The sequence below is a fragment of the Pseudoalteromonas sp. RB2-MNA-CIBAN-0110 genome (assembly GCF_040309305.1).
Classification (GTDB): Bacteria; Pseudomonadota; Gammaproteobacteria; order Enterobacterales; family Alteromonadaceae; genus Pseudoalteromonas; species Pseudoalteromonas arctica.
This window is the reverse complement of the sequence record NZ_JBEOOQ010000374.1, coordinates 1-224: the sequence shown is the minus strand read 5'-3', so window position 1 is coordinate 224 and position 224 is coordinate 1. Positions and strand designations below refer to the sequence as shown.

The following is a 224-nucleotide window of genomic DNA, read 5'->3' as shown; positions in this document are numbered from 1 at the left end:
ATGGTGGGTTATGATGGATTTGAACCATCGACCAATTGATTAAAAGTCAACTGCTCTACCAACTGAGCTAATAACCCAATCTATGCACTTATTCAATTATGAATGAAGCTTACGTAAATCCGCCGATTGATGCCAAACACTATTCACAAGGAATAAAGAATGGTGGGTTATGATGGATTTGAACCATCGACCAATTGATTAAAAGTCAACTGCTCTACCAACTG

The 224-nt window shown here is 37.9% G+C and carries 1 tRNA gene; it reads right to left on the bottom strand.

Annotated features, from left to right (window positions below):
* Position 1: 1 nt before the first annotated feature.
* Positions 2-77: transfer RNA gene (locus AAEY68_RS21840), tRNA-Lys, on the bottom strand.
* Between the last annotated feature and the right edge of the window lie 147 nt (positions 78-224).